The sequence below is a fragment of the Chitinophaga sp. RAB17 genome, from assembly GCF_052114225.1.
Classification (GTDB): Bacteria; Bacteroidota; Bacteroidia; order Chitinophagales; family Chitinophagaceae; genus Chitinophaga.
Genome location: NZ_JBFREI010000002.1, coordinates 1,067,377 through 1,091,103, shown reverse-complemented (window position 1 = coordinate 1,091,103; position 23,727 = coordinate 1,067,377). Strand labels below are relative to the sequence as shown.

The 23,727-nt window shown below is 45.3% G+C and carries 18 protein-coding genes; 11 read left to right on the top strand and 7 right to left on the bottom strand.

Annotation, left to right across the window (positions count from 1 at the left end; all coding sequences use genetic code 11):
* Positions 1-15 precede the first annotated feature (15 nt).
* The 6 genes from AB4Z08_RS10470 to AB4Z08_RS10445 form a co-directional block, all read right to left on the bottom strand.
* On the bottom strand, positions 16-1,905 hold the full coding sequence (locus AB4Z08_RS10470; protein ID WP_441573675.1) for a M1 family metallopeptidase: 1,890 nt from the start codon (positions 1,903-1,905) through the stop codon (positions 16-18).
* Between the two features lie 66 nt (positions 1,906-1,971).
* Complete coding sequence (locus AB4Z08_RS10465; RefSeq protein WP_441573674.1) at positions 1,972-3,057, bottom strand: winged helix DNA-binding domain-containing protein; 1,086 nt, start codon at positions 3,055-3,057, stop codon at positions 1,972-1,974.
* Positions 3,058-3,135: 78 nt separating this feature from the next.
* Positions 3,136-3,804, bottom strand: coding sequence for a 16S rRNA (cytidine(1402)-2'-O)-methyltransferase (rsmI, locus tag AB4Z08_RS10460; protein WP_441573673.1), 669 nt, complete (start codon positions 3,802-3,804; stop codon positions 3,136-3,138).
* Positions 3,805-3,919: 115 nt separating this feature from the next.
* Entirely contained in the window at positions 3,920-4,165 is a 246-nt protein-coding gene (purS, locus tag AB4Z08_RS10455) for a phosphoribosylformylglycinamidine synthase subunit PurS (protein ID WP_142683702.1), read from the bottom strand.
* A 114-nt stretch (positions 4,166-4,279) separates the two neighbouring features.
* Positions 4,280-5,044, bottom strand: a complete 765-nt coding sequence (locus AB4Z08_RS10450; RefSeq protein WP_441573672.1) for a CDP-alcohol phosphatidyltransferase family protein — start codon at positions 5,042-5,044, stop codon at positions 4,280-4,282.
* 142 nt (positions 5,045-5,186) lie between these two features.
* Entirely contained in the window at positions 5,187-6,476 is a 1,290-nt protein-coding gene (locus AB4Z08_RS10445; protein WP_441573671.1) for an aminopeptidase P N-terminal domain-containing protein, read from the bottom strand.
* A 324-nt stretch (positions 6,477-6,800) separates the two neighbouring features.
* Between AB4Z08_RS10445 and pckA the strand changes: the two genes are divergently transcribed.
* From pckA to AB4Z08_RS10420, 5 genes are all read left to right on the top strand, one after another.
* Positions 6,801-8,402, top strand: coding sequence for a phosphoenolpyruvate carboxykinase (ATP) (pckA, locus tag AB4Z08_RS10440; RefSeq protein WP_441573670.1), 1,602 nt, complete (start codon positions 6,801-6,803; stop codon positions 8,400-8,402).
* Between the two features lie 228 nt (positions 8,403-8,630).
* The gene (gene folD / locus AB4Z08_RS10435; protein ID WP_441573669.1) at positions 8,631-9,518 is read left to right on the top strand and encodes a bifunctional methylenetetrahydrofolate dehydrogenase/methenyltetrahydrofolate cyclohydrolase FolD; all 888 of its coding nucleotides are present in this window, start codon (positions 8,631-8,633) and stop codon (positions 9,516-9,518) included.
* 126 nt (positions 9,519-9,644) lie between these two features.
* Positions 9,645-10,271 (top strand): 7-carboxy-7-deazaguanine synthase QueE, encoded by a 627-nt coding sequence (locus tag AB4Z08_RS10430; protein WP_441573668.1) that lies wholly within the window; start codon positions 9,645-9,647, stop codon positions 10,269-10,271.
* A gap of 183 nt (positions 10,272-10,454) precedes the next feature.
* On the top strand, positions 10,455-12,347 hold the full coding sequence (locus AB4Z08_RS10425; RefSeq protein WP_441573667.1) for an OmpA family protein: 1,893 nt from the start codon (positions 10,455-10,457) through the stop codon (positions 12,345-12,347).
* A gap of 21 nt (positions 12,348-12,368) precedes the next feature.
* Positions 12,369-12,830, top strand: coding sequence for a DUF1569 domain-containing protein (locus AB4Z08_RS10420; RefSeq protein WP_441573666.1), 462 nt, complete (start codon positions 12,369-12,371; stop codon positions 12,828-12,830).
* Positions 12,831-12,913: 83 nt separating this feature from the next.
* Here the strand turns inward: AB4Z08_RS10420 and AB4Z08_RS10415 are convergent, their stop codons facing one another.
* Positions 12,914-13,714 carry a 5'-nucleotidase, lipoprotein e(P4) family gene (locus tag AB4Z08_RS10415; protein ID WP_441573665.1) on the bottom strand — a complete coding sequence of 267 codons (801 nt, stop codon included), beginning with the start codon at positions 13,712-13,714 and terminating at the stop codon, positions 12,914-12,916.
* A 99-nt stretch (positions 13,715-13,813) separates the two neighbouring features.
* Between AB4Z08_RS10415 and dprA the strand changes: the two genes are divergently transcribed.
* From dprA to AB4Z08_RS10385, 6 genes are all read left to right on the top strand, one after another.
* Complete coding sequence (gene dprA, locus AB4Z08_RS10410; RefSeq protein ID WP_441573664.1) at positions 13,814-14,920, top strand: DNA-processing protein DprA; 1,107 nt, start codon at positions 13,814-13,816, stop codon at positions 14,918-14,920.
* Positions 14,921-15,073: 153 nt separating this feature from the next.
* Positions 15,074-16,546, top strand: a complete 1,473-nt coding sequence (gene guaB, locus AB4Z08_RS10405) for an IMP dehydrogenase (protein WP_441573663.1) — start codon at positions 15,074-15,076, stop codon at positions 16,544-16,546.
* Between the two features lie 164 nt (positions 16,547-16,710).
* A complete protein-coding gene (lnt, locus tag AB4Z08_RS10400) occupies positions 16,711-18,321 on the top strand; it encodes an apolipoprotein N-acyltransferase (RefSeq protein ID WP_441573662.1) in 1,611 nt (536 codons plus the stop codon).
* Entirely contained in the window at positions 18,302-19,093 is a 792-nt protein-coding gene (locus AB4Z08_RS10395) for an alpha/beta hydrolase (protein ID WP_441573661.1), read from the top strand. Before lnt ends, AB4Z08_RS10395 begins: the two co-directional genes overlap by 20 nt.
* An 18-nt stretch (positions 19,094-19,111) precedes the next feature.
* Positions 19,112-21,730 (top strand): PKD domain-containing protein, encoded by a 2,619-nt coding sequence (locus AB4Z08_RS10390; RefSeq protein WP_441573660.1) that lies wholly within the window; start codon positions 19,112-19,114, stop codon positions 21,728-21,730.
* Between the two features lie 166 nt (positions 21,731-21,896).
* Positions 21,897-23,723: a gliding motility-associated C-terminal domain-containing protein gene (locus AB4Z08_RS10385; protein ID WP_441573659.1), complete on the top strand. Its 1,827-nt coding sequence runs from the start codon at positions 21,897-21,899 to the stop codon at positions 23,721-23,723.
* Positions 23,724-23,727 lie beyond the last annotated feature (4 nt).

Genomic DNA, 23,727 nt, shown 5'->3' with positions numbered 1-23,727 from the left:
CCCGTCTCATATATCTTAGGATACTGCTTTATTATTGCTCCGGTCCACATCTGCCATACGCTGGCTGGGATCTATTTCCAGCTCTTTGACGTCGGTCAGCGGAATATTCAGTTCCACTTCGTAAACAGGATTTGTCCAGTACCAAACGGGATCGACTATACGTTTTACAGCCGGATTTTCATTTGGCTTTTCTCCATACATAATAGACAATGGAATGTAGTGCAGTTCTTTATTGCCCTTTTTATCTGTCACCATAAAATCTATCGGCATCGGCATATATCCGACTCTGCGCAGGCGCACAACAGTTTTATTGTTTCTCTCAAATACGCTATCAATACCATAATCAATGTGTTTTACGGAATTGATAAAGTATTGTTTGTACCAGTCCAGTTCTATGCCACTTTGCTTTTCCATCACACGTATAAAGTCATTTACATTCGGGTGTTTGAAGCGCCATTCTTTGTAGTAGCTTAACAAACCTGCATCGCGGTTGGCAGCACCAATCACATAGCCCAGCTGCTCCAGGAATACGGCACCTTTGGAGTAAGCAGTAAGACTGTAGCCGTAGTTAGTGTTATAATGATCAGAATGGGTGGTAGCTGGTTCCTCGAAAGGACTTCTGGCCAATGCAAAATAACCTGCATAAGAATCTTCCAGGGCGTTTTTCCCTTTCAGAGAATCGATCGTATTATGGATCACATTATTTTCCGCAAAAGTGGTGAACCCTTCGTCCATCCATGGATACAGGCTTTCGTTGGTAGCCAGCATTCCCTGGTACCAGCTGTGCATCCATTCGTGCATCGCCACGCCGTATAAACCATCCATCTTTCCATTCCCCATGATCAGCGTGCCCATAGGGTATTCCATACCGCCGTCTCCACCTTGAATGAATGAATATTGCTCGTACGGATAAGCACCATAATGTGCTTTGATGTAGGCGTAGGCAGCAGGAATCATCTTTGCCAGCTGAGGCCAGGTATCGTGTGTATGCTCATTATCGATATAGAAGAAATGCGCCGTAAAGCCATCTACTTTCTGGGTAATGTGCTTGTAATCCGGATCTGCGGCCCACATGAAGTCATGTACATTCGGCGCAATGAAATGCCAGGTAAGCATATTACCGGCAGGTTGATTTACTTTCACACCGGGTGTTTCATACCCATGGCCAATCTGGTTGGGGTTCTGCAGGTAACCGGTACCGCCTATTACATATTTTTTATCGATAGTGATTTTTACATCATAATCGCCCCAAACGCCATAAAATTCACGGGCAATATAAGGAGTGGCATGCCATCCTTCGTAATCATATTCACACATCTTAGGATACCACTGTGACATGGAGAAGTCCACTCCTTCTGCGTTATTGCGACCACTGCGACGGATCTGTACCGGCACCTGCGAAGCAAATTCCATATCAAATATGGCCTTTGAATGTGGCAGGATCGGCTTATCCAACGGCACTTCCAGGATCGTTTCCACTACCTTGAAATCCTGCGGTTTACCATCACGCTTCAGGGAAATAATTTTCTGATAACCAATTTCATCAGGCTTCAGTTCGGAGATGCGGTCACGTACCCGGCCGTCCCAGTCGCGACGCTCATTGCCTTTTTTGTCTCTTCCGATCACTATTTTACCAAGCTCGCGGCTACGCACGTCCATCATGCTGTTAGGCTGAAAGGCGTTCCAGTAAAGGTGATAGAAGACTTTCTTCAACGTATCGGGGGAGTTGTTAAAGTATTCAAGGTGTTGTTGTCCCTTGAATTGATTGGCTGGCGCATCTACTTTCACATCCATGGTATATTTCACCCGCTGTTGCCAGCGATCAGATTGTGCGCTTAGTTGTAACCAACTGCCTGCCAGCATAGCGATGGCCAGACAGCTCCCTGTTGTAACCCGATACTTCATTCCGTTTCTTTTTGATTAAACAGCTAAAATAAACATCATTTGGGTATTTTGATGTTTTGACTCCGGTTATTTCAGATCCGCCGCGGTGAATGCAGTGAGGGTTAAACCCAGGAAGTCTGCATATTGCTGTGCTGCCGGCTCAAAGGCTTTCAGTGCTGCTTTTTTGAGTGGCTTAAATGATTCAACGGTAACGGTTACACTATCTTTTTTGAAAGCACGTTTCCAGGTGCCGATGATCTGTCCGTTGTGCACCATAATAGGATTAAAAATGCCGTTGATGGTCATTACCTTTTTGGCGAACTGCATGTCTATCAGGGTACTACGATCTTTATAGCCGATAAAGTACTCATCAAAAGCGGGGAGTAATAAGTGGGTATCCGGAACAGCTTTCTTCCTGCCAGGCGCCATCCAATAAGTAGTATCGTTTATTTCCTGTGCCTGCAGGTGTTCCTGCGCACCATTCAGACCTGTGCGGGCATCCGTTACAGATAATCCTGACCACTGGGCAAAATCGGCCAGTGTGGCCGGGCCATGGCTGATAAAATAACGGCGGGCCAGTGTGATCAACGCATCTTGTCTGCTGAGCAAGGCAGATGCCGGCAACCACTCATCCAGGAGTGTATAGGTGAATTGTTTACCACTAAGAGGGCCATTACAGATGATTCCTTCCAGGGCAGCGTGATAAATAATATGATTCATGCGATGATCATCGGTGGCAATACCTTTCTCCTGTAAATGGGTAGTGAGTTCTTTACGGGTGAGGTGATTGCCTCCCTGCAAGGCTTTGATGATCAGCTGATTTGTTTTATGGAGTAAGGCATCATCCATGCCCAGCTGTCTTTTCATGCTTCCCATGCGTGTTTTCATATTGGGAGCGATGAGTTGCAGCATCCAGCGTACATCTGCAGCTGCTACCAGGTGCAGGGTACCGCGGAATACCGTGGTGCGGATCAGTGATTTATTGCTGAGCGCCTTTTCTATTGCGGCATCTGTGGTGCCGGGGAGTCGTACACCAATGCCCCATTTGCTATGTGCATGTTCCTGGGCCTGCATAGCGCCAAAAAAGGAAACGATGTCAGCTGGTTTTTTAAAAGAAGTATGGATCAGTTGCTGATGGAGTAATCGTTGTGCAGCGATATCGGTAACTAGCATGGGTAAATGGTTTGTAGTGCAAAACAACAACACATGGATGACAACGGTGTGTCAACAGCTTCCGCCCTACTAAAATAATTATTCGACGCCCTGTACCACGAGCACAATTTCTCCTTTCACACCTTTCTCTGCGTAGTAGTCATGAACTTCCTGGAGGGTACCGCGTTTATTTTCCTCGAACATTTTGGTGAGTTCGCGGCTAACGCAGCAGGGGCGGTCTGGTCCGAAGTATTGAATCAGGTCGGCCAGGGTTCTTACCAGCCTCATGGGCGACTCGTAAAAAACGATGGTACGTTCTTCTGTAGCGAGTTTTGTAAAAAGAGTATGGCGGCCTTTTTTGAGTGGAGGGAAGCCTTCAAAGGCAAAGCGGTTCATGGGGATACCGCTGTTCACCAGTGCGGGTACAAAGGCAGTGGCGCCGGGTAAGCATTCTACCGGGACACCGGCACGGCTGCATTCTCTCACCAGTAAAAATCCGGGATCAGATACACCGGGCGTACCGGCATCGGTGAGCAGGGCCATCGTTTTGCCTCCCTGCATTTGTTGCAGCAGGTGCTGTACTATCTTGTGCTCGTTATGCTGATGATAAGCCGTAACGGGCTTAGTGATATTGTAATGCCGGAGCAAAACGCTGGAAGTACGGGTGTCTTCCGCCAGAATCAGATCTGCTTCTTCGAGTACTTTGACAGCCCTGTAGGTAATATCGGCAAGGTTGCCGATAGGAGATGGAACGAGATATAATTTCATAATGTAATTACGAATTACGAATTATGAATTACGAGATTTGTGCGGAGACCTGATGGTATCTTCTTATGAATCTCCCCACCAATCCCGTAATTCGTAATTCCCAATTCGTAATTAATTATTGTATTTGTACTTCAAAAGATTCCATTACCTGATTTGCCAACAGCTTCTGGCAGGCATTTTCAGCGATCTGCCTTGCTTCTTCCTGGCTGGCGGCTTCAATTTGCAGAGTAATGTGTTTACCAATACGTACATCTTGTACCTGGCCCAGGCCGAGGTTCTTGAGACCACTCATCACCGCCTTTCCTTGCGGATCTAATAATTCTTTCAGTGGCATCACATTGATATGTGCAGTAAAAGTCATTGTGCTAGAAATTTTGCCGCAAACCTACTCAAAAATTACGAATTAAGAATTACGAATTACGGATTTGTGGGGATATAGACCGAAATCGTCCCACAAATCCGTCATTCGTAATTCTTAATTTGTAATTCTTGGAGGTACTGCTATTGATAATATTACGTAACAGATAAATATAAATGGTACGGTAGCGAATTTCAGGAAAGGTATGCTCAGTATCGTTAATCCGATCAGTAAAAACCGTGGCCAGTTGTCTGCGATGCGCTTACTTTTAAATTTCAGGCTGATCATTGGAATTTCTGCAATCATCAGGTAACACAGCAATGCGATGGTGATATACAGTACCCAGATGTTCTGGAACCAATGCGCCAGGTTAAAAGGATTAAATAAAAGGATTAATGGAAAAGAAGCCACCAGCAAAGCTACTGCAGGGGTAGGCACCCCGATGAAGTTTTCTGACTGCCGGGTGTCTATATTAAACTTAGCCAGGCGATATGCCGCAAAACAAGGCACCAGCAAGGCCGGAGCGAGGTTAAAGATAGATACATCAAAAACATCCGGTTGTTGAAAATACGCACTGCGGAGCAGTCTGTATAACATCATACCGGGTACTACGCCAAAAGTCACCACATCTGCCAGGGAGTCCAGCTCCTTGCCCATAGGCCCTGATACACCGAGCAGCCGGGCTACCATACCATCAAAAAAATCGAAGATACCTGCCAGTACTACCAATGCAGAAGCCCAGTATACCGGCTCCGGTGTTAGAATCGTATAGTCGGCACCGTTAATCTCCGCGCGGTATTCAGGTGCATGTAAGATGCAGATAATAGCCAGTGCCCCGCAAAAGAGGTTACATAGGGTAAGAATATTGGGTAGTTGCTTCATTTAATAGAAAGATTTAGTGCAAATTACGAATTACGAATTACGAATTACGAATTACGGGATTTGTGAGTAAATGGTAAACGCAAAGATCAACGTTTATTATCTACTCACAAATCCCGTAATTCGTAATTCGTAATTTGAAATTCTATTTCATCAGCGCCTCTATTTCATCGGCCGTGATCGGAATATTCTTCATCAGGTCCACATTACCTTCCGCTGTAAGCCAGATATTGTTTTCGATGCGGATACCCAGTTTTTCTTCTTCAATATAAATACCGGGTTCAATGGTCATCACTGCTCCTTCCGGAATAGGCTGATGGAAAGAAGGTCCCAGATCATGTACATCAACCCCCAGATGGTGAGAGATGCCATGGTACAGGTATTTGCGGTATGCCGGTGTTTCAGGGTCCTGGTTTTTCACTTCTTCTTCTGTGAGTAAACCCAGCTTAATAAATTCTTTTGTTGCTTCCACACCTACCATTTCATGGTACTTAGCGATGGTGATACCCGGACGCAGGATAGATTTGGCATAGTTGTGCAGGTGCAGACAGGCATCATATACCTGGCGCTGACGTGGCGAAAACTTGCCGTTTACAGGTACACTACGGGTAAGATCCGCATTGTAGCCACCATATTCTGCACCGAAGTCCATCAGGATAACTTCCCCATCTTTACATTCCTGGTTATTGGATACATAGTGCAGGGTACGGGCACGATCGCCGGAAGCGATGATAGAGCCATAGGCTTCTCCAGCAGAGCGGTTGCGCAGGAATTCGTGCATAATTTCTGCATGAATTTCATGTTCCCATACACCCGGTTTGATGAACTTCAGTAAACGGCGGAAAGTTTTTTCAGTAATATCCATCGCTTCCTGCATCACCTTGATTTCTTCCGGTGTTTTTACGGCACGCAGTTCTTTGAAGATAACAGCAGCACGCAGATAATTATGCAGCGGATAACGTTCTTTTGTTTCCTGTGCGTAGCGGTAATCTCTTACCGGTACCAGGTTTGACTTACGGTTATTTTCGTTGGTGTTCAGGTAGATGTTGGCCGCATCGTTGATCCATTGCTGTAATAATGCATCCAGGCTATCCAGCCAAACTACGGTAGACATGCCGGATACGGCATATGCTTCATCTTTGCGCAACCTGTGACCATCCCACTTTTCCTTTAACTCGTTAGGTCGCACCAGCACCAATACCTCACGGTATTTAGGATCCGGATTATCGGGAAACAATACCACCATCGTATCCTCCTGATCAATACCTGTCAGCCAATACAGATCTGAATTCTGCTTGAACTTATGCAAGGCGTCACCATTGGTGGGCAGTTCATCATTGGAGTTGATAATAGCGATAGACTGCGGCTTCATTTTAGCCACAAAACGCTGGCGGTTCTTTACAAACAGCTGCGGATCTAAGGGCAAATTCTTCATATCTCTTAATTTCAAATGAGGTTTCAAACCTAGGTAAAATTTCGGAGGTAGAAATATTGCTCAACACTGAATCATCAAATTGGTTAATATCTGCTGTATAAAATGACAAAATCGTACTAATATTTCCTTGCGGATAGGTAATGCTATATTATCCGCTTTTTAGTTTGATAATCCTGCAATGAAACACCCGCATATTGAAGATATCGCAATAACCACCCCAAAAACGGTTACTAATTTCTAAATTTTGATGGTATAACACCGATAAAATTTGACAATATCAAAAAATCGCTAGTTTTGCTTTTACACCAAAACAATCTTGCTTTTATGCAAATGAGTAGCGTAAGGAATCCTATTGCTGACTTACGGGGACTTGGCATAGAGAACGTGGCTAACGTTTATTACCAACTTTCACCCGAAAAACTGGCGGAACAAACCATCGCCCGTAAACAAGGGGTATATGCTGACACTGGGGCCCTGGCTGTTAACACCGGTGAATATACCGGTCGCTCCCCGAAAGACAAATTCATTGTAAAAGACAACATCACAACGGACACCGTAAACTGGAACGATTTCAACCTCCCTATCTCTGAAGAAAATTTCGATCGTTTATACAGTAAAATCACCCGTTATTTCACCGGTAAAGAGGTGTGGGTACGTGATTGTTATGCCTGTGCTGACGATGATTTCAGGGTCAACATTAAAGTCATCAGTGAACTGCCCTGGTCCAGTTTATTTGCCTACAACATGTTTCTCCGTCCTTCAGAAGAAGAACTGGATTACATGCATCCCGACTGGACGGTGATTCAAGCCCCTGGCTGTTTAGCTGATCCTGCCACTGATGGCACGCGGCAGCGGAACTTCTCTGTAGTAAACTTCACCAAAAAAATAATCATCATTGGTGGCAGTGCCTACACCGGAGAAATCAAAAAAGGTATTTTCACCATTTTGAATTATGAATTACCTCATAACAAAAATGTGCTGAGCATGCACTGCTCTGCCAACATTGGCGAGAAAGGTGATACTGCTATATTCTTTGGTTTGAGCGGCACCGGCAAAACTACCCTGAGCGCAGATCCTGCACGTAAGCTGATAGGAGATGATGAACATGGCTGGACGGATACCGGTGTGTTTAACTTCGAAGGCGGTTGTTATGCAAAATGTATTGATCTTTCTGAAGAAAAGGAACCACAGATATTTCATGCAGTGCGCGAAGGTGCCATGCTGGAGAATATCAACTTCTTCCCCGGCACACATACCGTGAATTATACAGATAGTACCATTACGGAAAATACCCGTGTGTCCTATCCACTGCACTATATTGACAATGCTCAGGAACCTTCAGTAGGAGGCATTCCAAAGAATATTTTCTTCCTTACCTGCGACGCTTATGGCGTGTTACCTCCTATTTCCAGGCTGTCGCCCGGACAGGCGATGTACCAGTTTATTTCTGGTTATACCGCTAAGGTAGCAGGTACAGAAGCTGGTGTTACCGAGCCCAAATCCACTTTCAGCGCATGTTTTGGCGCACCTTTCCTGCCATTGCATCCGGCACAGTATGCACAGATGCTGGGAGAAAGAATGCGTAAACACAACGTAAATGTCTGGCTGATCAATACTGGCTGGACAGGCGGCGCCTATGGTACCGGCAATCGCATTAAACTCAGTTATACCCGCGCCATGATCACTGCCGTATTAAACGGACAGCTTGATAAAGCAACCTTCCATGCACATCCAGTTTTCGGATTTCAGATTCCGGATAATTGCCCCGGTGTACCAGATAGTATCCTGGATCCGCGCAATACCTGGGAAAACAAAGGTGCTTACGATGCGCAGTTAACTGATCTTGCCGGACAATTTATCCGCAACTTTGAAAAATATGCCGCGGCAGCCGACAAAGAAATACTGGATGCTGCACCAAAAATTTAAGCATAAATACCTGTGATCTGGTCTTCTTTTGCATATATCAATAAGAAGATTTATATTTAAGTTTTGCCTTATAATTTCCACTAAACAATACGTAAGTTCCTGACAGGCGCAATGCCTGAGCAAAGCAAGTTCCTTTACCGGAGCTTGTTTTGCTGGACTTCGGCCACTCCCCAACGCTCTTCTCCCCAAATCAGCACTATCAAATCACAGTTTTCCTTACCTTTGCACATGCAAATTTTAGACGGTAAACTAGTTTCTGAGGCTATCAAAGCCCAATTAGCCGCTCAGGTGGCTGAATTAAAGGCCGCTGGTAAAAAAGTCCCTCACCTGGCAGCCATATTGGTAGGTAATAATCCGGCAAGTGAAACCTACGTAGCATCCAAAGTAAAATCATGCGCTGAATGCGGGTATAATTCTACCCTCCTCCGGTTTGATGCACAAATTTCTGAAAAACATCTGCTGGACCAGATCATTCTGCTGAATGAAAATCCGGATGTAGATGGCATTCTCGTTCAATTACCTTTACCCAAACATATCAACGAAGAACTGGTAATCAACACCATCGATCCCAGCAAAGATGTAGATGGCTTCCATCCCATGAACGTTGGTAAAATGGTAAGTGGCTTACCTGCCTTTATTCCGGCGACACCATATGGTATTATGTTGCTGCTGGAACATTATAATATTCCTACCAAAGGCAAGCATGCCGTGGTGATAGGCCGCAGCCATATTGTAGGTACACCGATGAGCATTTTGCTGAGCCGCAATACCAATCCAGGTAACTGCACGGTTACCCTCACACATTCGCATACCCATAATCTGGCCGACATCTGCCGGCAGGCAGATATCATTATTGCCGCCATCGGTAAACCGGATTTTGTGACCGCCGATATGGTAAAAGAAGGCGCTGTGATTGTGGATGTAGGTATTAATCGTGTGGAAGACGCCAGCAAAAAGAGTGGCTTCCGCCTGAAAGGAGACGTTAAATTTGATGAAGTGGCGCCTAAATGTAGCTACATCAGCCCCGTTCCCGGTGGCGTTGGACCTATGACAATAGCCGCTTTACTCAAGAATACCTATCACGCCACCATCGGTTTGAAAGGAAGTATGAATTGAGACAGCCGTTAGCTTTTAGCTGTCAGCTGTTAGCACGCGGAGGAAAAGCGCTTTGTGTTTTTAGCCGTTAGCTTTTATTAAATGTGTTACCGGTGGTAAAAAAACCGGAACTTTGTGAAGTAAGTCATGTCAGTAATAACTACAAATATTAAAACAAGTACCCTCCCGCTGATGGAGCGTTTTTACACCATTCAGGGGGAAGGCTTCCACCAGGGCAGGGCAGCCTATTTTATCAGGCTGGGAGGCTGTGATGTTGGCTGCGTATGGTGCGATGTAAAAGATAGCTGGGATGCTGACAAGCATCCGCAAGTGCCGGTAAATGATATCGTAACAGAGGCTGCCGCCTATCCAGGCCGCATAGCGGTGATAACCGGTGGTGAACCCCTCCTACACAACCTGGATACCCTCACCAAATCCTTACATAAACAAGGCTTTCAAACACATATAGAAACATCCGGCTCCTCACCTCTCAGCGGAAGTTGGGACTGGATTACTTTATCTCCCAAAAAATTCAAAGCGCCTTTACCGGAAATCTGTAAAGTAGCCCATGAACTGAAAGTAGTCATCTTCAACAAAACAGATTTTGCCTGGGCAGAGAAATATGCTGCCCTCGCCGGCAAACACTGTAAACTGTACCTGCAACCTGAATGGGAACGCAGCGCGGAAATGACACCACTTATTACGGAGTATATCAAAGATAACCCGCAATGGACCATGTCCCTGCAGATCCATAAATATATTAATGTACCGTAGAATAGCTTTTAGCTTTTAGCCATTAGCTTTTAGCAAAAATGCAGCGGAGATATGAGCATGTGTTAATCACTGTACTTATATCTCCGCTGCATTTTTGCTAAAAGCTAATGGCTAAAAGCTAAAAGCTAAATCGCTACACTATTTTTCGATAGAATTTCGTTAATTACATAGCGAATACATTCTATGAAAAAAACCTTCCTGTTAATACTGGGTTGCCTGTTGGGCATCGGGATGCAAATGCAGGCCCAGACAGTTACCTATGAAACTGCTCCTAAAAAAGCAAAAGCCAGCTTCGACCGTGCAATTGATGCCGTAAGAATTTACCAGACACAAACCGCCATCACTTTTCTGCAGGAAGCCATCAAAGCCGCACCTAACTTTACAGATGCATATGGACAAATGGGATTGTGTTATGTAGAGCTGAAAGATTATGCAGCGGCTGTCACTGCTTTTGAAAAATTAAAGCAACTGGATAGCAGCGGCCTGCGGCCTGTATCTGTAGCCTACTCACGGGCAATGGCAGGCACCGGAAATTTCGTAGGGGCGTTACAGTTAATCACACAATATCTTGCCAATATAAAATCAAAAAGTCCCAATGCAGAAAAGCTGAAAGCGAATTATGAATTTGCAGTAAACAACAGCCGTCAGACCGTTCCTTTTCATCCGGAAAACCTGGGTGATCCGGTGAATAGCAAAGATCCGGAATACTTTCCCTCCCTTACCATTGACAGTAAAACATTGATCTTCACAAGACGCGTAAATGGCCGTAATGAAGATTTTTATATTACGTACCGGGACAACAATAAATGGTCAACGGCACAAAACATGGGTGAACCTGTAAACTCCTCTTTCAATGAAGGCGCACAAAACATTTCACAAGATGGTACCATGCTGGTATTCACAGGCTGCGAATTTCCAGAAGGCAAAGGCAGCTGCGATCTGTATTACTCGGAAAAAACGGCTCAGGGATGGACCGCCCCAAAGAATTTTGGATCGCCCATCAACACACGTGACTGGGAATCACAACCCAGTCTCAGCACCGACAAACAAACACTTTATTTTGCACGTGAAACATCAGATAATGGTGCAGATATATTTGTAACCAACCGGCAGCCAAACGGACAATGGAGTATTCCTCAACGTTTGGGGCCTAATATTAACACCGCCGGCAGGGAAACCACTCCATTTATTCACGCAGACGGACAAACGCTTTACTTTGCCTCCAATGGTCATCCCGGCTATGGCGGACTCGATATTTTCTATTCCCGGCGGCAACCGGACGGCAGCTGGGGACCAGCTACCAACCTCGGTTACCCTATCAATACCATCGATGAAGATGCGTCCCTGGTAGTAGAAGCCGACGGTAAAACCGCCTATTTCGCATCCGATCGTTCGGATACCCGTGGCGCCCTGGATATCTACCGGTTTGAACTATATCCGGAAGCCCGCCCACTGCAAACGTTATATGTAAAAGGCTACGTGTATGATACCCTCACACATGCCCGCTTAGCTACCAGCATTGATATAATAGACCTGCAGGGCGGCTATAGCATTGCTACCGTAAAAACCAATGACAACGGTGACTACCTGGCACCATTGCCGGTAGGAAAAGATTACGCCATGCACGTGAACAGAAAAGGCTATCTCTTTTACTCCGATAATTTTTCACTGAAAGATCATAATCCCGGTGTGCCGTTCGAAAAAAATATTCCACTGCAACCATTGGCCGCCAATGCCAGTATTGTACTGCACAATATTTTCTTCGACAGCAAACAATACACACTTAAACCTGCATCTGTTACAGAGCTGAATAAACTGGTCAGCTTACTTCAGGACAATCCAACCATTAAAATTGAAATTGATGGTTATACTGATAACATAGGCACAGATAAAGACAACCAGGTGCTGTCTGAAAACCGCGCCAAATCAGTCGTTAAATACTTAACCGAGAAAGGTATTGCTGCTGCACGTCTTGCTGCAAAGGGCTATGGCGAAAGTGACCCGATTGCCACAAATGACACCGAAGAGGGTAGAGCAGATAACAGACGTACGGTATTCAGGATCATCAGCTTGTAATCATTCAAATCATCATCCGTTATGAATGCATCAGAATTCTTAACCGCCGCTTCACTTGACAACTACCTATCACGGCTACACGAAACTACGGTACCCGAATGGGGGAAAATGAATGCGGTGCAAATGCTCGAACACCTGGGGCTTGCGATGGCATTTTCCTGCAACAAGCATGAGACGTTAGCTATTTTAACACCACCTGAAAAAATAGAACGATACAAACAATTCCTGTATAGTGAAATGGAAATGCAGCGTAGTCTGCCTTCTCCCTTACAGGGCGATGTACCACCACCTCCTCATTCAGACAATCTGGTGATAGCCAGGCAATACCTGCTCGATGAAATCAGTGATTTTGATGCATATTTCCAACAGCATCCAACGCAGAAAACGGTGCATCATATATTTGGTATGCTGGATTATGAAGAATGGAAAGCATTTCACAGAAAACATTTTCTGCATCATTTCAGACAGTTCGGGATGTTGTAGTATCCAGTCTGTCACCACAAACATAAAAGGCCGCAAAGCTGCATCTACCTGCTCTTTGCGGCCTTCAATATTATCATTATTACTTAGTAATTTCTCAACCTGCTTTTCATGATGGAATCCTTCTGCTGAGTAGTGAGTTTATATTGAAAATTATACAACGCTCCTTCCCAATCGCCATACATGGGATTCGGTAATACAATGAAGCGGCTACCAAAGCTGGCAGCTGATTGTAGTGCTACACTATTTCTTTCATCTACCGGTTTTTTATCGAAGATCGCTGCGAAATCACCGAGGTTATCACCAAACAACATCACAATCTCATATTGCTGCAATACCTGTTGTCTGCGGGGTTCTTTACCAGACGTGGTTGTTTTCAGCAGCAGGTGCTGATCATCTGCATCCGGAAACTGGTAGCGCTGCAGGTTTTGGAGGGTAACGGCTCTCTCGCTTTCTGCGCGGTTAGTGATGTAAAATACTTTTACACCTTTGGAAGCAGCATATTTAAAAAATGCCGGGGCGCCGGGAACTGTGTCGGCAGCAACTTTCGCGGTCCATTCCATCCAGCTTTTATCATCGTATCCTTTACCGGCCAATGCCTGATGTACTGAGTAAGGACTGTTATCCAGTACCGTTTCATCTATGTCTGTTACTACAGCCAGCGGTTTGCTGCCTTTAGTAGAGAGGTATTGGTCCAGTCTTAATGCTGCCAGCTGATACGCCTGCAGGCACAGGGCTTTATATTCACCGGATTGTTGCTGCCACAAAGCAGCCCATGCCGGACCGCCCGGTATCAGTGCAGTAGCGGTACTTTTTTCTGTTACCGGCTGGGTGGTTTTACAGGCAAACAACCCGATCATCAGTACTCCTGTCAGTAGCCATTTCATCTTCATAAAAATTATCCGTTAGTGGCTGCAAAAATAAATCATGTGGCCCACAAAAAGTGCCATGAGAAAATTGTAAATTATGCGGAAATATTGTTTGTTATGCCCCAGGAATTAATGTATCAGATCGCATTAACCCGGATTCCCCTGATCGGTGATGTGATTATCAAAAAGCTGCTGGAACATTTTGGCAGCGCCGGCAACATATTCAAAGCTAAAAAATATGAACTGGAGAAAATTGAAACGGTGGGAAGTATCCGGGCGGCAGCGCTTTGCAATTTTCGTGACTTCGCGCCCATAGCTGCCGAAATTGATTTCATAGAAAAATACAGGATACAACCGCTGTTTTGTACGGATCCGGCCTATCCACAACGGCTGCTTCATTGTTACGACAATCCTGCGATGTTGTATTATAAAGGCAGTGCCATCTTAAATCCACCCCGGATCGTTAATGTAGTGGGTACCAGGCACCCTACCCCTTACGGGCGCGCTATATGCGAAACACTGGTAAAGGAGCTCGCTGCGGCCGGTATCACCATTGTAAGTGGCCTCGCCTATGGAATAGACATGATCGCCCATAAAACCGCCTTAAAAGAGCAAACGCCTACTATTGGCGTGCTGGCACATGGGCTGGACCGGATATATCCGCTTGCGCATAAGCAAATGGCCGTGGAAATGCTGGAGCAGGGCGGTTTACTAACCGACTTTATGAGCCAGACCCTGCCGGATAAACAAAATTTTCCCAAGCGCAACCGGATTGTGGCTGGCATCAGTGATGCCACTATTGTGATAGAAAGCGGGGTGAGGGGCGGTTCACTCATCACAGCGGATCTGGCCAACGGCTATAACCGGGATGTGATGTGTATTCCGGGCAGGTTGAATGATCCACAGTCGGCGGGCTGTAACTACCTGATCAAACATAACAAAGCTGTACTACTCACGGGCGCTGCTGATGTACTGGAGCTGATGGGCTGGCAGGACACCCCGCGTCCATCTGTTTCCGGCGTAGTGCAACCGGGGCTGTTTCCGGAGTTAACAGCAGATGAACAGCTGATAATGTCGCTTTTCCGGGAAAAGTCGCGGCGGCACCTGGAAGAATTGTACCTGCAAACCCGTTTATCGGGCAGCCAGGTAGCTACCGCTGTGTTCAACCTGGAGATGCAAAGTGTACTCCGCAGTCTGCCGGGTCAGCTCTACGAGCTGATTTAGCTGTTGGCAGGTGGAGAAAGGCCTGAGTACATTGTTAATATTATATTAACAAAAAACATTAAAAGCTAAAGGCTAAAAGCTAATATTTTTTCTATTAGCTAAAAAGGTGTACATTTGCGTGCAATTATTTTTTAACTGATTAATAGTTGCATCATGCCTGCGGGAAAATCTAAACCCAAATTTGTAGCTGACGGACTTACATTCGATGATGTGCTCCTGGTACCGGCCTACTCTGAAGTTCTGCCTAAAGAAGTAAATCTCTCTACGCAATTAACAAAAAACATACGTCTGAATATACCAATGGTATCTGCAGCGATGGATACTGTTACTGAAGCCACGCTGGCTATTGCATTGGCGAGAGAAGGTGGAATAGGTATTCTCCACAAGAACATGAGCATCGAACGACAAGCCGAAATGGTGAGACGCGTTAAGCGTAGCGAAAGCGGTATGATCATAGATCCCGTTACCCTGAAAGTAGACGCCACCATCGGTGAAGCGTTAAGACTGATGAAGGAAAACGGTATTGGTGGTATTCCCATTATCGATGATAATAACAAGCTGGTAGGTATCCTCACCAACAGGGACTTACGGTTTGAAAAGAATAAAAAACGCCTTGTAAAAGAGGTAATGACCAGTGAAAACCTGATCACTGCACCAGAAGGCACTGACCTGAAAAAGGCAGAAAAAATTCTCCAGCAATATAAAATCGAAAAATTACCGGTAGTAAACAAACAGGGTAAACTGGCAGGGCTGATCACTTACCGTGACATTCTGCAGTTAACCAGCTATCCTAACGCTGTAAAGGACGAATTCGGCCGTTTACTTGTAGGTGCTGCACTCGGTATCACTGCAGATCTGCTGGATCGCACACAGGCACTCGTGAATGTAGGTGTGGATGTAGTTTGCCTGGATAGCTCCCATGGTCATTCTATTGCGGTATTAAACAACCTCAAAAAATTAAAGAAAGCTTTCCCTAAACTGCAGGTGATTGCTGGTAACGTAGCTACTGCAGAAGGTGCACTGGCATTGGCACAGGCAGGTGCAGATGCGGTGAAAGTAGGGGTAGGACCAGGTTCTATCTGTACCACCCGTATTGTAACAGGCGCAGGTTTCCCACAGCTTTCTGCTGTAATGGAAGCTGCGGATGCACTGAAAAAACTGGGTATCCCGGTAATTGCCGATGGCGGTATCCGTTATACCGGTGATATGGTAAAAGCCCTCGCAGCAGGTGCATCTACCATCATGGCAGGATCTATCTTTGCAGGTGTGGAAGAAAGCCCCGGAGAAACTATTATTTACGAAGGACGTAAATTTAAATCCTACCGTGGTATGGGTTCTATTGAAGCCATGCAGGAAGGCAGTAAAGACCGTTACTTCCAGGATGAAGATGATATTAAGAAACTGGTACCGGAAGGTATTGTGGGCCGCGTTCCATACAAAGGTATGCTGTCTGAAATAGTACAGCAGTTTGTAGGCGGCTTACGAGCTGGTATGGGTCTTACCGGTTCTAAAGATATCAAGGCATTACAGGGTGCACAGTTTGTAAAAATTACAGCTGCTACTGTAAAAGAAAACCACCCGCATGATGTGGTAATCACCAAAGAAGCACCTAACTATAGCAGATAAGTAATTACGAATTATAAATTATGAATTACGCATATAAGCGGAGTTCTTATGTTAATATAAAATTAACGCCTGGTACTAAAGTACCGGGCGTTTTTGTTTTAAGGTATTCCGCGCTTATCTTCGCTATATTCCGTCATTCGTCATTCGTAATTCGTAATTTTTTAATGAAGAAGCCTTACCTGCTGTTAAGCATTCTGAGTGGTTTAATATTCTGGCTTGCCTGGCCTACTATGCCGCTTACGCCGCTTATTTTCGTTGCATTTACCCCATTGTTGTATATCAGCGAAAAAGTGCAGCATCGCTGGAAATATTTCGGTCTTGTGTTCAGCACCTTCCTGGTATGGAACGTAGCTTCTACCTGGTGGGTAGGTAATACTACCCTGCCCATGAGTGGTGTATTTGCCAACTGCTTCAATGCATTGCTCATGAGCATTCCCTGGCTGGGCTTTAAAAATACCCGTAGAAAATTACCTGAGCCCGTAGCTTACTTTGCCTTAATCGTATATTGGTTAACGTTTGAATATATTCATCAGACCTGGGAGTTCAGCTGGCCCTGGCTGGTATTGGGTCATGCCTTTGCACTGCGTCCCGGATGGATACAATGGTACGAATATACGGGCACCAGTGGTGGTACCTTCTGGGTACTCTGCGCCAATATTCTTATCTATAATGTATGGAAACGTGCCCGCCTATACGATTTTTCGTGGAAGCAGGTATTACGTGAAATATGGAAGCCCGCAGCAGTGATTGGTTTACCATTGATTATTTCTGCTTTTATTGCACCCACTCCCGATGATCCTGCGCGGAAAACAGCCGTAGTGATTGTACAACCCAACATAGATCCCTATGATGAAAAATTCAGTGCAGGATCTGCCGTGGATCAACTGGGAAAATTTTTGCGGCTCACGGAACAAAAAGCGGATAGCAATACCCGTTATATTATCTGGCCGGAAACTGCGTTGTTTCCACAGGGCGCCTGGGAAAATGAACTGAACTATCAACCGGAAGTAATGGCCATCCGGGAAATGCTGCGCAAATACCCTAAAGCAAAACTGATCAGTGGCGCCGCTACACTGAAACATTACAGCAGTACAGAAGAGATCCCCGTTACCGCCAGAACACTGAATGACGGTACCCGCTGGGATGCGTATAATAGTGCCATTCAGATAGATACTTCCAAAAGTATACAGGTTTACCATAAATATGAACTGGTACCTGGAGCCGAACTGGTGCCCTATGTACGTTACTTATCGTTCATGCAAAGCGTAGCGCTTGATTTCGGTGGTATTTCCGGCAGCTATGGCCGTATGCCTGGCGTGGAAATGTTTACCAATCCTGCAGACAGCATCAACGTTTTCCCGGTAATCTGTTATGAATCAGTATTTAGCAATTATATGGCCACGCACATTAAACCCGGGGCCAATTTATTAGTCATTATCACCAACGACGGATGGTGGGGCAATACAGAAGGTCACCGACAGCACTTACAATATGCCCGGATTCGCGCCATTGAAACCCGTCGTTGGATAGCACGTTGCGCAAATACCGGTATATCAGCAGTTATTGATCCGGCAGGTAATATTCATCAACCGCAAGCCTATTGGCAGCAAGCTGTTTTTAAAGCAACTGTAACACCGAGGACGGGTATTACGTTCTATGTAAAAAATGGCGATCTGGTGTCGAAAGCGGCATTAATATTTTGTATCTTGTTCCTGTTACATGCTTTTATTTCACGATTTATTCCCGGTTTAAAACATGCGGAAATCAATCAATAACGGAAACATCACCTGGTTGGATGAAGGCCAGGGCGCAACGGTAGTGCTTATACATGGTTTTGCAGAGAACTCAGGACTTTGGAACATACAAACTACGCAGCTTAAAACCCAATATCGCGTCATTATTCCGGATTTGCCGGGAACGGCAGTATCGCCACTGTCTTCACCACTGACTATTGAATCCATGGCGGAGTACGTATATGCGATCCTGTTAGCTGAAGATATCAGTGATGCAGTTATTATCGGTCACTCTATGGGTGGCTATATTGCACTGGCATTAGCAGAAAAATATCCTTCCGTTGTAAAAGGATTGGGACTTTTTCATTCTACTGCCAAAGCAGACAGTGAAGAGAAAAAAGAAGGCAGACGAAAGTCTGTTAAACTGATGGAACAATATGGAGCAGAAACATTTTTACGGCAAACATTGCCAAATATGTTTAGCCCTGCTACCAAAAGCACCCTGCCATCTGAGGTAGATGCATATGTGAAAATGGGGATGGAATGCCAGCTTCCGGCGCTGATAGCGTATTACGAGGCAATGGCCGCCCGTCCGGACAGAACAGGGGTACTGAAAGGGCTTCGGGTACCGGTATTATTTATGATCGGGAAAGATGATAATGCAGTGCCGCTGGATAACGTGTTACCGCAAATAACTTTACCACGGATCAGCAGCATTCATATTTTTGAAAATGTGGGGCACATGGGTATGTGGGAAATAGCAACAGAGAGTAATGTGATATTGGAACAGTTTACAGCGTTTTGTCAACTATAATCATAAAAATCGCATGTTTTGAAAAAACTACTTGCCATCCTGCTATGCATGGTGTGTGCCCTGGTGGCGCAGGCCAGTCATATTATAGGCGGACAGGTATACTATAAGTTTGTAAGCAGGAATGGTAACATGATTACCTATACGATCACCCTGAAATTATATCGTATCTGCGGTAATGGCCCCCGGATAGCCAAAATGCCCGATGCTGTTTACCTCTCTGCCTTCGACAAAAAAAATTATAGTAAGCTCGCTGATTATCAAATCACCCGCTCAGGTTTTGAGGAGAAAAACCTGGCGCAGATAGACCCCTGCATTGTGAATCCTCCGGTGATCTGTTACCAGATAGGAACATTTACAACCAACATTACGATACCTGCCAACGACAATGGTTACACCATCGCTTTTTCAAGTTGCTGCCGCGATCCGTTCATGCTCAATATAATAGCAGAGCCTCTCCCCAACAGCCCCGATGTAGGCACCGGTGCCACTTATTATATTGACATCCCAGGTAAAATCGACAACGTACAAATAATAAACTCCAGTCCAACATTCAATAAGGAAGAAGCCACCCTGGTATGTGCCAGTAAAAAATTCACCTACGACTTCTCTGCATCAGATCAGGATCACGATTCCCTCGCCTATGAATTCTGTGATGCTTTCAAAGGCGGAGCACTTACGGGCGATAACAACATACCTCCTCCTGCGGAAAATCCACCTTATGAGGAAGTTTCCTACATATCGCCGTTCAGTGGTGGCAGTCCACTTGGATCAACTGTCACCATAGATCCCAAAACCGGGATCATTTCAGGCATTGCCCCCACAGCGGGTAAATACGTGGTGACGGTATGTGTAAAAGAGTTTCGCAATGGTAAACAGATAGGCACCCTGCGTAAAGATTTTCATATTAACGTGACTACCTGTGTGAAACAGGTGACCGCCTCCATGCCTGATAAATACAACGACTGCACCAGTTTGACCGTCACCTTCACCAATAACAGTACACTTGGAAAACCGTACTTCTGGGACTTTGGAGATGGCACCACACTGTCTACCAACAGTACTGCTGCATTCACGCATACTTACGCCAAAGAAGGTTTATATACAGTGAAGATGTGGGTAGATAAAAACAGTAACTGTGGCGACAGTGCCATCGCGCTCGTGTATGCGTACCCGGTATTGAAAGCGGCATTTACAGCTGCTGGCTTTTGTTCGAATAAGGAGACAAAATTTAACTCTTCCCCTACCCGCTCAGATGCCGGAGGTATTGCCTATTATAAGTGGGATTTCGGCAATGGAGACACCACCAATGCGGCAAACCCCAACTACCTGTATAAAACACCCGGAAAATATGATGTAAAGCTTTATGTGCGCAATGACAAAGGATGCGAACAAACCATTACCAATCCGATTACTATTTACGACAAGCCTCCATTTAATGCCACTTCAGATACCTTACTATGCGCCAAAGACAGTTTGCATATGTGGGCCAACAGCACGTTACCAGGCAAGTTTAACTGGACACCGGACAACTACTTTATACTAAATCCCAACACACCTGATCCTATCGTATTTCCTCCACGTACATCCACTTATAAAGTCACTTTTGTAGATAACCAGGGATGTGTGAACGATAAAGATATATTGGTAGATGTAAGAACGACCATACATGTGAAAACAATTGCTGACAGCACGGTGTGTACAAATGATGAGATTCATTTGGAAACTACCGCCGATGGTTTGTATACCTACCGCTGGACAGACCTGACCAGGAATAGCGTTATATCGTTTAATCCTGATGTGTACGTGATACCTGCTCCACCTAAACAAACCTACGAAGTACAGGTAGCACTCGGTACATGTCGTGGGGCCGATACCGTTAGTCTTAAAGTAGTAGACCCTCCTAAAGCTACCGCCGCTCCTGATACCACTGTTTGTTTTGGTGTACCTTTAACGCTGCGTGCTACCGGGGGCGCCTATTACCGCTGGTCGCCAGCCTTTTATGTGGATAACGCTTCTTCACCGGTAACCATAGCACACCCCCTGGATACCACTTTATTCACAGTAACTGTAACGGATACACTCGGATGCCCCAAACCGGTTACCGCCAGTACATTGGTAAGAGTAGTGCCCAAAGTGCATGCCTTTGCCGGCAACGATACCATTATTATGCTGAACACCCCATTTCAGCTCAATGCCACCGGGGGCGTACGCTATACCTGGATGCCGCCAGACGGATTAAACAACCGTAGTATTTATAATCCGGTTACTACGTATAACCATGACATTACATATACCGTTACCGCCTATACGCAGGAAGGTTGTTCCGGCACCGACAATATTTTCGTCCGCTTTATTAAAGGGCCGGATATTTATATACCTAATGCATTCTCTCCCAACGGAGACGGATTAAATGATATTTTCCGCCCACTGCCGGTAGGTATTGTAACGATGGAATTTTTCCGCGTATTTGATCGCTGGGGCAAGCTAATATACTCCACCACGGCTTATCTTCAGGGATGGGATGGAACAGTGAATGGTCAGACTGCCGGCATTGGCACCTATGTTTGGGTAGTGCAAGGAAAGGATATCAACAATAATACTGTTCAACGTAAAGGTACCGTCACACTCGTAAGATAAAGTTGTCCGAAATGAACCGGATCTGCTCTTTTTTTGTTAAATTCAGAGAGCAGTACCCCCAATCATGAAGAGAGCAGTATTACTGGTATTGAGCTGCTTTTTGTTCCCTATTTTCGCAGCTGGATATCACATTATTGGTGGCGAAATTTTTTATAAAACATTAGGAATGAGCGGAGATAATACACGCTACCGTTATCTCATCACCCTCAAGTTGTACCGCGACGCAGATTTTACCTGTGGCGAGCGACAAGGTTGTATCGACCGATTCGAGAACCCTGTAACAGCTAACGTATTTACTTCCAACGGTTCCAAAGTTTTATCTTCTGTATATCTCTACATTTCTGAAACACGTCCACTCATTGATACGCTGAAAAATCCTTGCCTGGCACCACAGGCACAACACCTGGAAGTAGCCTTCTATACCGCAGTGATAGAACTGGCACCTGTTCCCGGCGGCTATTACGTTGCGTCACAACGGTGCTGCCGCGGTGAAAACCTGAACAATATCTATGACTCAGAACATGAAGGTTCTACCTATTATACCACTATTCCTGGTACTGAATCAAGACCGAATAACAACAGCGCTTATTTCAATAAGGATACATCCATTATTATTTGCAGTGCTATGCCCTTTACGCTGGACTACGCCGCGTATGATGAAGATGGTGATAGTTTGACCTACAATCTTTGCAGTGCGTTAACAGACGGTTCCAGCACCAATGAAAATACATCTACCACACCACCTCCCTATAACTCCACTGTACGGTATATACCACCTTATTCGGGTAGCAATCCAATGGGTGGCAGCCCGGGCATATCCATTTCTGCTCAGGGCCTGATTACCTGCACACCCAATAAACCGGGAAAGTATGTAATAACTGTGTGCGTGAATGAATACGATCCGTTTACAAAAAAATTCCTGGGCACACATAGCAAAGACATATTGTTGACGGTATTTAACTGTCAAACCAGGATCACTGCCACTTTTCCATCCGTGCTGAATAATTGTACAGATGATCCTGCATTACATGTTCCTATCAGCAATTCCAGCGTAGCGGGTTATTCATCTACCTATTACTGGACTTTTGGTGATGGCACCGATACCCTTACCGATAATAAAACGATGTTCTACCACCAGTATCCTGATACCGGTGTATACAAAGTAAAAATGGTGGTGAACCCCGGACTCGCCTGCACAGATAGCGCAGTGGGTACTGTCAACAACTACCCCGGACTGAAAGCCGGATTTACCTCCACTGGAATCTGCAGAGGTGATCTCATTCAGTTCAATGATACGTCCTCTTACCAGTATGGAAATATTACTTCCCATGTATGGGATTTCGGTACTACAGATAGTGTTGTTACGCCCGGCATACAACGATCGCTCCAGCATACCTTTACTAAAGGTGACGTATATACGATTTCACTGACCCTGCTGACTGATAAACAATGCGAAAAAACCGTCACAAAAAACATACGGATATACGAAGTCAATCCATTCGCAGGACACGATACCATACTAGCCAGGGGACAACCGCTGGTAATGCAGGGCAGCGGTGGTGACTTTTATTCGTGGATACCTTCAGACGGATTGACCAATCCAAACATCGCGAATCCCGTACTTAACTACAACCGCGACATTGCTTTTAAACTCCGTGTATCCAATCAGCAGGGATGTTTTGGGTATGCAACAGTGAGCGTAAAATATTATACCGGACCGGAAATGTATGTGCCAAATGCCTTTACTCCTAATGGTGATGGGCAAAATGATCATTTCCGGTTTATTCCCGTAGGTATTACCGCCTACAAATTCTTCCGCATATATAACCGGTGGGGAGTGGAAATTTATGCATCCACAGATTTCCGTACCGGATGGGATGGTACTTTCAGGGGTGCTCCGGCCCCGGTGGACACGTACATCTGGATACTACAGGGAACAGATTTTACGGGCAAAGAAATCATGAGAAAAGGAACCGTAACGTTGATCCGCTGATCCT

Bases quoted from the DNA above. Each gene is read 5' to 3' on its own strand.
- AB4Z08_RS10470 (WP_441573675.1), bottom strand. From the start codon at position 1,905: ATGAAGTATCGGGTTACAACAGGGAGCTGTCTGGCCATCGCTATGCTG.
- AB4Z08_RS10465 (WP_441573674.1), bottom strand. From the start codon at position 3,057: ATGCTAGTTACCGATATCGCTGCACAACGATTACTCCATCAGCAACTG.
- rsmI (WP_441573673.1), bottom strand. From the start codon at position 3,804: ATGAAATTATATCTCGTTCCATCTCCTATCGGCAACCTTGCCGATATT.
- purS (WP_142683702.1), bottom strand. From the start codon at position 4,165: ATGACTTTTACTGCACATATCAATGTGATGCCACTGAAAGAATTATTA.
- AB4Z08_RS10450 (WP_441573672.1), bottom strand. From the start codon at position 5,044: ATGAAGCAACTACCCAATATTCTTACCCTATGTAACCTCTTTTGCGGG.
- AB4Z08_RS10445 (WP_441573671.1), bottom strand. From the start codon at position 6,476: ATGAAGAATTTGCCCTTAGATCCGCAGCTGTTTGTAAAGAACCGCCAG.
- pckA (WP_441573670.1), top strand. From the start codon at position 6,801: ATGCAAATGAGTAGCGTAAGGAATCCTATTGCTGACTTACGGGGACTT.
- folD (WP_441573669.1), top strand. From the start codon at position 8,631: ATGCAAATTTTAGACGGTAAACTAGTTTCTGAGGCTATCAAAGCCCAA.
- AB4Z08_RS10430 (WP_441573668.1), top strand. From the start codon at position 9,645: ATGTCAGTAATAACTACAAATATTAAAACAAGTACCCTCCCGCTGATG.
- AB4Z08_RS10425 (WP_441573667.1), top strand. From the start codon at position 10,455: ATGAAAAAAACCTTCCTGTTAATACTGGGTTGCCTGTTGGGCATCGGG.
- AB4Z08_RS10420 (WP_441573666.1), top strand. From the start codon at position 12,369: ATGAATGCATCAGAATTCTTAACCGCCGCTTCACTTGACAACTACCTA.
- AB4Z08_RS10415 (WP_441573665.1), bottom strand. From the start codon at position 13,714: ATGAAATGGCTACTGACAGGAGTACTGATGATCGGGTTGTTTGCCTGT.
- dprA (WP_441573664.1), top strand. From the start codon at position 13,814: ATGCCCCAGGAATTAATGTATCAGATCGCATTAACCCGGATTCCCCTG.
- guaB (WP_441573663.1), top strand. From the start codon at position 15,074: ATGCCTGCGGGAAAATCTAAACCCAAATTTGTAGCTGACGGACTTACA.
- lnt (WP_441573662.1), top strand. From the start codon at position 16,711: ATGAAGAAGCCTTACCTGCTGTTAAGCATTCTGAGTGGTTTAATATTC.
- AB4Z08_RS10395 (WP_441573661.1), top strand. From the start codon at position 18,302: ATGCGGAAATCAATCAATAACGGAAACATCACCTGGTTGGATGAAGGC.
- AB4Z08_RS10385 (WP_441573659.1), top strand. From the start codon at position 21,897: ATGAGCGGAGATAATACACGCTACCGTTATCTCATCACCCTCAAGTTG.